We start from the raw sequence: 4700 nt of genomic DNA, 5'->3' as shown, positions 1-4700 counted from the left end.
GCCGAGACCCGCGGCTTCGGCGTGACGCCGGCATCCGCTCCTAGAACTTCGTCACTACGCCGATGCCGATGCCCTCGAAGCCGCCCATCGCCATCAAGGCCGCAGGCGCCTCCTCGAGGCTGATCTTCTTGCCGATCAGTAGTTCCGGCTTCAGCTTGCCGGTGCGGATCATTTCCATCATCGCCGGATAGCGGTAGGCCTGCATGCCGTGGCTGCCGAATATCTCGAGCTCGAAGGCGATGACCTTGTCCATCGGCACCTGCGGCTTGGCATGCTCGGCCAGCATCAGGCCGACCTGAACGTGACGGCCGCGCCGGCGCAGATTGGCGATCGAGTTGAACGAGGTGGTCGGGTGGCCGAGCGCGTCCATCGACATATGCGCGCCGCCATTGGTGATCTGCTTGACCGCCTTGACCACGTTGGGGGTGTTCGAGGCATTGATGGTCGCCACGGCGCCGATCTTCCTTGCGAAGTCCAGCTTCTCGTCGGTGAGGTCGATGGCGATGACGTTGGCGCCCATCGAGCTGGCGATCATGATCGCCGACAGGCCGACGCCGCCACAGCCATGCACGGCCACCCATTCGCCCGGCTTCACCCGGCCCTGGTCGACGATGGCGCGGAAGGAGGTGACGAAGCGGCAGCCGAGGCTGGCGGCGGTGGCGAAGTCCATCTCGTCCGGCAGGCGCACCAGGTTAGTGTCGGCATGGTCGATGGCGACATATTCGGCGAACGAGCCCCAGCCGGTGAAGCCGGGCTGCGTCTGGTGCTCGCAAACCTGGTGGTTGCCCGAGGTGCATTCGAAGCAGCGGCCGCAGCCAATGGCGAACGGCACGGTGACGCGGTCGCCGGCCTTCCAGCGGGTCACCCGCTTGCCTGCGGCGACGACGATGCCGGCGAGTTCGTGGCCGGGCACATGCGGCAGCGTGATGCCGTCATCATGGCCCATCCAGCCATGCCAGTCGCTGCGGCAAAGCCCGGTCGCCTCGACCTTGATGACGACGCCTTCCGGCGCCGGCTTCGGGTCGGGGACGGTCTGGATCGTCGGCGCCTCGCCGAACTTCTCGAAGACGACGGCTTTCATCGGCAACTCCTCATGCTCTACCCGGAATTGTGCGGCTACTCCGCGTCTACCTGATTCTCCGGCGCCGCCTTGCGGAAAGCCGGCAGCGCCATGCAGGCGGCGTGGATGCGCGAGATCACCGGATAGGGCGCCATGTCGACGCCGAAACGGGCGTTGTTGGTGACCTGGGCGGCGAGACAGATGTCGGCAAGGCCGGGCGTGTCGCCGTGACAGAAGGTGCCGGTCTCGGGCGATGAAGCGAGAATCGTCTCAAGCGGCTGGAACCCTTCGTTCACCCAGTGGCGGAACCAGTTGACGACATCCTGGTCGCTGGCGCCGAACAGCGTGCGGAGCGAGGTGAGCACACGCAGATTGTTCACCGGATGGATGTCGCAGGCGATCATCTGCGCCAGCATCCTGACGCGCGCCCGGCCGAGCGCGTCCTTCGGCAGAAGCGGCGGCTCGGGCACGGTCTCGTCGAGATATTCGATGATCGCCAGCGACTGCGTCAAAAGCCGGCCGTCGCCGAGAACCAGCGCCGGCACCAGCCCTTGCGGATTGACCGCGCGGTAGGCGGCTTCGAGGTGCTCGCCATGGCGCAGATGGTGCGGCACGTAATCGTAGCTGAGGCCCTTCATCTCCAGCGCGATGCGCACCCGGTAGGAGGTGGAGGAGCGGTAGTAGTTGTGGAGGATCAGATCGCTCATCGCATCACGCTGCCGGCTGGCCGATGGTGATTTCGATGGCGCCGATGCCGTCGACGCCGCCGGTCATCGTTTCGCCCGGCCCGACCGCGCCGACGCCGGCTGGCGTGCCGGTGAAGATCAGGTCGCCCGGTTCCAGTTCGACCGACTCGCTGCAGATCGAGACGATGTCTGCGAGCGGCCAGATCAGCTCGGCAAGGTCGGCATCCTGCCGGACCTTGCCGTCGACGGCGAGCCAGATGCGGCCCTTCGCGGGGTGGCCGGACTTCTGCGCCGGGACCAGCGCGCCGCACGGGGCGGAACGGTCGAAGGCCTTCGACCAGTCCCAGGGCCGCGCCGCCTTCTTGGCCTGGTCCTGCAGGTCGCGCCGGGTGAGGTCGATGCCGACGGAATAGCCCCAGACATGAGCAAGCGCCTGGTCACGGGGAATGCGGAAGCCCGCCTTGCCGATCGCCGCGACCAGCTCGATCTCGTGATGCAGGTTCGCGGTCAGTGGCGGGTAGGGGATGGTGGCGCCGCTGTCGACCACCGCGTCGGCCGGCTTAGTGAAGAAGAAGGGCGGATCGCGCTCGTCATTGCCGAGTTCCCTTGCATGCGCCGCATAGTTGCGCCCGACGCAGAAGATGCGGCGCACCGCGAAGCGTTCTTGCGAGCCCGCGACGGCAACGGACGGGGTCGCGGGCAAAGGAAGGACGAATTCCGTCATGCGTTTCTCTCAATCGTATCTCTGGTCGGCACATTCGGCCGATTTGCGCGACCCGGCAAGGGATGCGCGATGGCAAGGCGCTGGTCATACCGGCGCTTGCCGGCTGAATTTCAGCGGAACAAGGCCGGGCCGACGTTCAAAAAACCGTCGCGGCCAAAAGAAACAGCGCTGTGGGCCATTCGGCGGCATGTCGTTTACTTTCGTTTCCGGTTATGGCGTCACCTGGGCACTGCAATCGACGGCAAGAATGGCGATGTATTGTTTGCCAATAATCTGGCCATGGTTGCGGGATTATCCTATTCTGGGCGCAAGTGAAGCGACCTCATCATGACCGCAGTCAACGATCGCGCCCGGTTTCTGATCATCGACGACCATCCGCTGTTCCGCGAGGCGCTGCACAGCGCCGTGCAGATGGCCTATCCGGACGTCGATACGGTCGAGGCGCGCTCGATCGCCGAGGCGCTCGACCTGCTGGCCGGCCCGAAGCCGTTCGACCTCGCGCTGCTCGACCTCAGCATGCCCGACGTTCACGGGTTCGACGGGTTGCTGCAGCTGAGGACCCGCCATCCGCGCCTGCCGGTGGTGATCGTCTCCGGCTATGAGGAGCCGCGCATCATTTCCGAGGCGCTGTCCTACGGCGCGGCCGGCTTCATCCCGAAATCGGCGCGCAAGAGCGACCTCGCCGGCGCCATCCGCTCGGTGATGGACGGCGCGATCTATGTGCCGGAGACCTACGAGATCCAGCCGCCCGACGCCGACAGCATCGACCGTGCTGACATGGTGCAGCGCCTGGCGCGGCTGACGCCGCAGCAACTGAGGGTGCTGCAGATGCTGCGCCAGGGCATGCTCAACAAGCAGATCGCCTATGAGCTGCAGGTCGGCGAGACCACGGTCAAGGCGCATGTCTCCGAGATCCTGCGCAAGCTGAACGTCTACAGCCGCACGCAGGCGGTGATCGAGGTGTCGAAGCTCGACAATGCGGAGCTGTTTCGGGATCAGGCGGGATTTTGAGGTTTGCAATCACCCTGCAGGTGATGACGCCGAGCGAGCACGAAAAAGTGCACCGTCACCGTAATTCATTTCCGACAGACCAACAGCCCCTAAAACGATATCGACGAAACGACTGCTCTCACTTCATCTAGTTCTTCATTCATAATCTCGCTTTCTTCACCAAGGCCGACATAGGTCACGAAAGCAAAATCGTTCCCATTCGACAAGTACCAAGCAGACAACGTTTCGTCCGCTTTCCGAGACAATACGCCAACACTCATTGTATTTGCGAATTTCTCCTCCGAAATATGATTGGTGTCTATGAGGTTGTTGTGGCAAAATTCGATCATGAACGATCTAAGAACCTCGAAACCCGCGTTAGGTTTTTCCCCGCTCCGATATTTGGCGATAGAGAATTGAAGAGCGCCGACACCCGATGCCTTGGCTAAGGTAGGGGGCCACGCTCCAGGAACGTCGTCGGTTATGTCTTCCCATCCGGCAGCCAGGTCGAATGTGATGCCATGGAATTGTACTATCATTGCGATTTCTGGATCACTCCTGAGCTACCTGCTTAAGCTCGCGGCCGTCGACAAAAAGCCGAGCAAATCCCCCATCAGGGGGCCACAGGCAAAGATGGGTTCCGGCTTCTTCGATTTCGATCCGGCCCGCGGAAGCGGGTTCGCCGAAGAATCGAAACTCCGCTTCTGTTGATGGATCGATCAGATACTGATGTGCCCAAGGTTCCACGACGATCCGGATCGGACTGTCGGTACGGTTCCTGTACGAGATGGTCTGGGTGAGATGCATCAGCACCAGCTTCAAGCCAGCAGATGCGCCAGCAGCGCCCGCAGTTGCGCCGGCTTCAGCGGTTTGCGCATCAATTCGATGCCGTCGGCGCGGGCGGCCTTGGCGACGACGTCCGATCCGTCGGCGGTGACGATCAGCGCCGGCACTGGGCGGCCGAGATACTCGCGCACCTCGCCGATGGTGGCGGTGCCGAGGTCGCCGCCGTCGAGATGCTGGTCGGCAATGACAATGTCGGGCACCCAGTCGGTGTCGCCGAGCATGTCGAGCGCGTCGTCGGTCGAGGTCGCGGCGCGCACCTGGCATTGCCAGCGCTCGAGCAGGAAGGTCATCGCCTGCAGTACGTCGGCATCGTTCTCGACCAGCAACACCTTGGTGCCGAACAGGCCGTAGCCTCGCGGCCGCTCCAGATCGGCGGTGCTGGCGGGCGCATCTG

At 63.5% G+C, this 4700-nt stretch carries 8 protein-coding genes; 2 read left to right on the top strand and 6 right to left on the bottom strand.

The window, feature by feature from the left end; translation table 11 throughout:
• Window positions 1-40 precede the first annotated feature (40 nt).
• Genes EN780_RS27945 through EN780_RS27935 form a run of 3 tightly spaced genes read right to left on the bottom strand, consistent with a single transcriptional unit; the run spans window position 41 to window position 2470 of the window.
• On the bottom strand, window positions 41-1081 hold the full coding sequence (locus tag EN780_RS27945; protein ID WP_128275910.1) for a zinc-dependent alcohol dehydrogenase family protein: 1041 nt from the start codon (window positions 1079-1081) through the stop codon (window positions 41-43).
• 35 nt (window positions 1082-1116) lie between these two features.
• Window positions 1117-1767: a maleylacetoacetate isomerase gene (maiA, locus tag EN780_RS27940; protein WP_127393293.1), complete on the bottom strand. Its 651-nt coding sequence runs from the start codon at window positions 1765-1767 to the stop codon at window positions 1117-1119.
• A 4-nt stretch (window positions 1768-1771) separates the two neighbouring features.
• The gene (locus EN780_RS27935) at window positions 1772-2470 is read right to left on the bottom strand and encodes a fumarylacetoacetate hydrolase family protein (RefSeq protein ID WP_128275909.1); all 699 of its coding nucleotides are present in this window, start codon (window positions 2468-2470) and stop codon (window positions 1772-1774) included.
• 69 nt (window positions 2471-2539) lie between these two features.
• On the opposite strand from EN780_RS27935, the gene EN780_RS27930 reads away from it, so the two are divergent.
• Window positions 2540-2785, top strand: a complete 246-nt coding sequence (locus EN780_RS27930; RefSeq protein ID WP_127393291.1) for a hypothetical protein — start codon at window positions 2540-2542, stop codon at window positions 2783-2785.
• A gap of 12 nt (window positions 2786-2797) precedes the next feature.
• Window positions 2798-3481, top strand: a complete 684-nt coding sequence (locus EN780_RS27925) for a response regulator transcription factor (RefSeq protein ID WP_127393290.1) — start codon at window positions 2798-2800, stop codon at window positions 3479-3481.
• An 89-nt stretch (window positions 3482-3570) separates the two neighbouring features.
• Here EN780_RS27925 and EN780_RS27920 read toward each other — a convergent pair whose 3' ends face one another.
• From EN780_RS27920 to EN780_RS27910, 3 genes are all read right to left on the bottom strand, one after another.
• On the bottom strand, window positions 3571-3999 hold the full coding sequence (locus EN780_RS27920; protein WP_128275908.1) for a hypothetical protein: 429 nt from the start codon (window positions 3997-3999) through the stop codon (window positions 3571-3573).
• Window positions 4000-4012: 13 nt separating this feature from the next.
• A complete protein-coding gene (locus EN780_RS27915) occupies window positions 4013-4282 on the bottom strand; it encodes a hypothetical protein (protein ID WP_128275907.1) in 270 nt (89 codons plus the stop codon).
• The coding region (locus tag EN780_RS27910; RefSeq protein ID WP_133372739.1) for a response regulator at window positions 4279-4700 on the bottom strand (422 nt) is incomplete at its 5' end. The genes EN780_RS27910 and EN780_RS27915, both read right to left, overlap by 4 nt.

The sequence above is a fragment of the Mesorhizobium sp. M4B.F.Ca.ET.089.01.1.1 genome (genome assembly GCF_004022605.1).
GTDB classification, from domain to species: Bacteria; Pseudomonadota; Alphaproteobacteria; order Rhizobiales; family Rhizobiaceae; genus Mesorhizobium; species Mesorhizobium abyssinicae.
The sequence above is the reverse complement of the archived record's forward strand: the minus strand, read 5'-3'. Positions and strand labels throughout refer to the sequence as shown.

Coding starts and splice junctions, on each gene's coding strand:
- EN780_RS27925 (WP_127393290.1), top strand. CDS start 2,798: ATGACCGCAGTCAACGATCGCGCCCGGTTTCTGATCATCGACGACCAT.
- EN780_RS27935 (WP_128275909.1), bottom strand. CDS start 2,470: ATGACGGAATTCGTCCTTCCTTTGCCCGCGACCCCGTCCGTTGCCGTC.
- EN780_RS27930 (WP_127393291.1), top strand. CDS start 2,540: ATGGCAAGGCGCTGGTCATACCGGCGCTTGCCGGCTGAATTTCAGCGG.
- EN780_RS27945 (WP_128275910.1), bottom strand. CDS start 1,081: ATGAAAGCCGTCGTCTTCGAGAAGTTCGGCGAGGCGCCGACGATCCAG.
- EN780_RS27920 (WP_128275908.1), bottom strand. CDS start 3,999: ATGATAGTACAATTCCATGGCATCACATTCGACCTGGCTGCCGGATGG.
- maiA (WP_127393293.1), bottom strand. CDS start 1,767: ATGAGCGATCTGATCCTCCACAACTACTACCGCTCCTCCACCTCCTAC.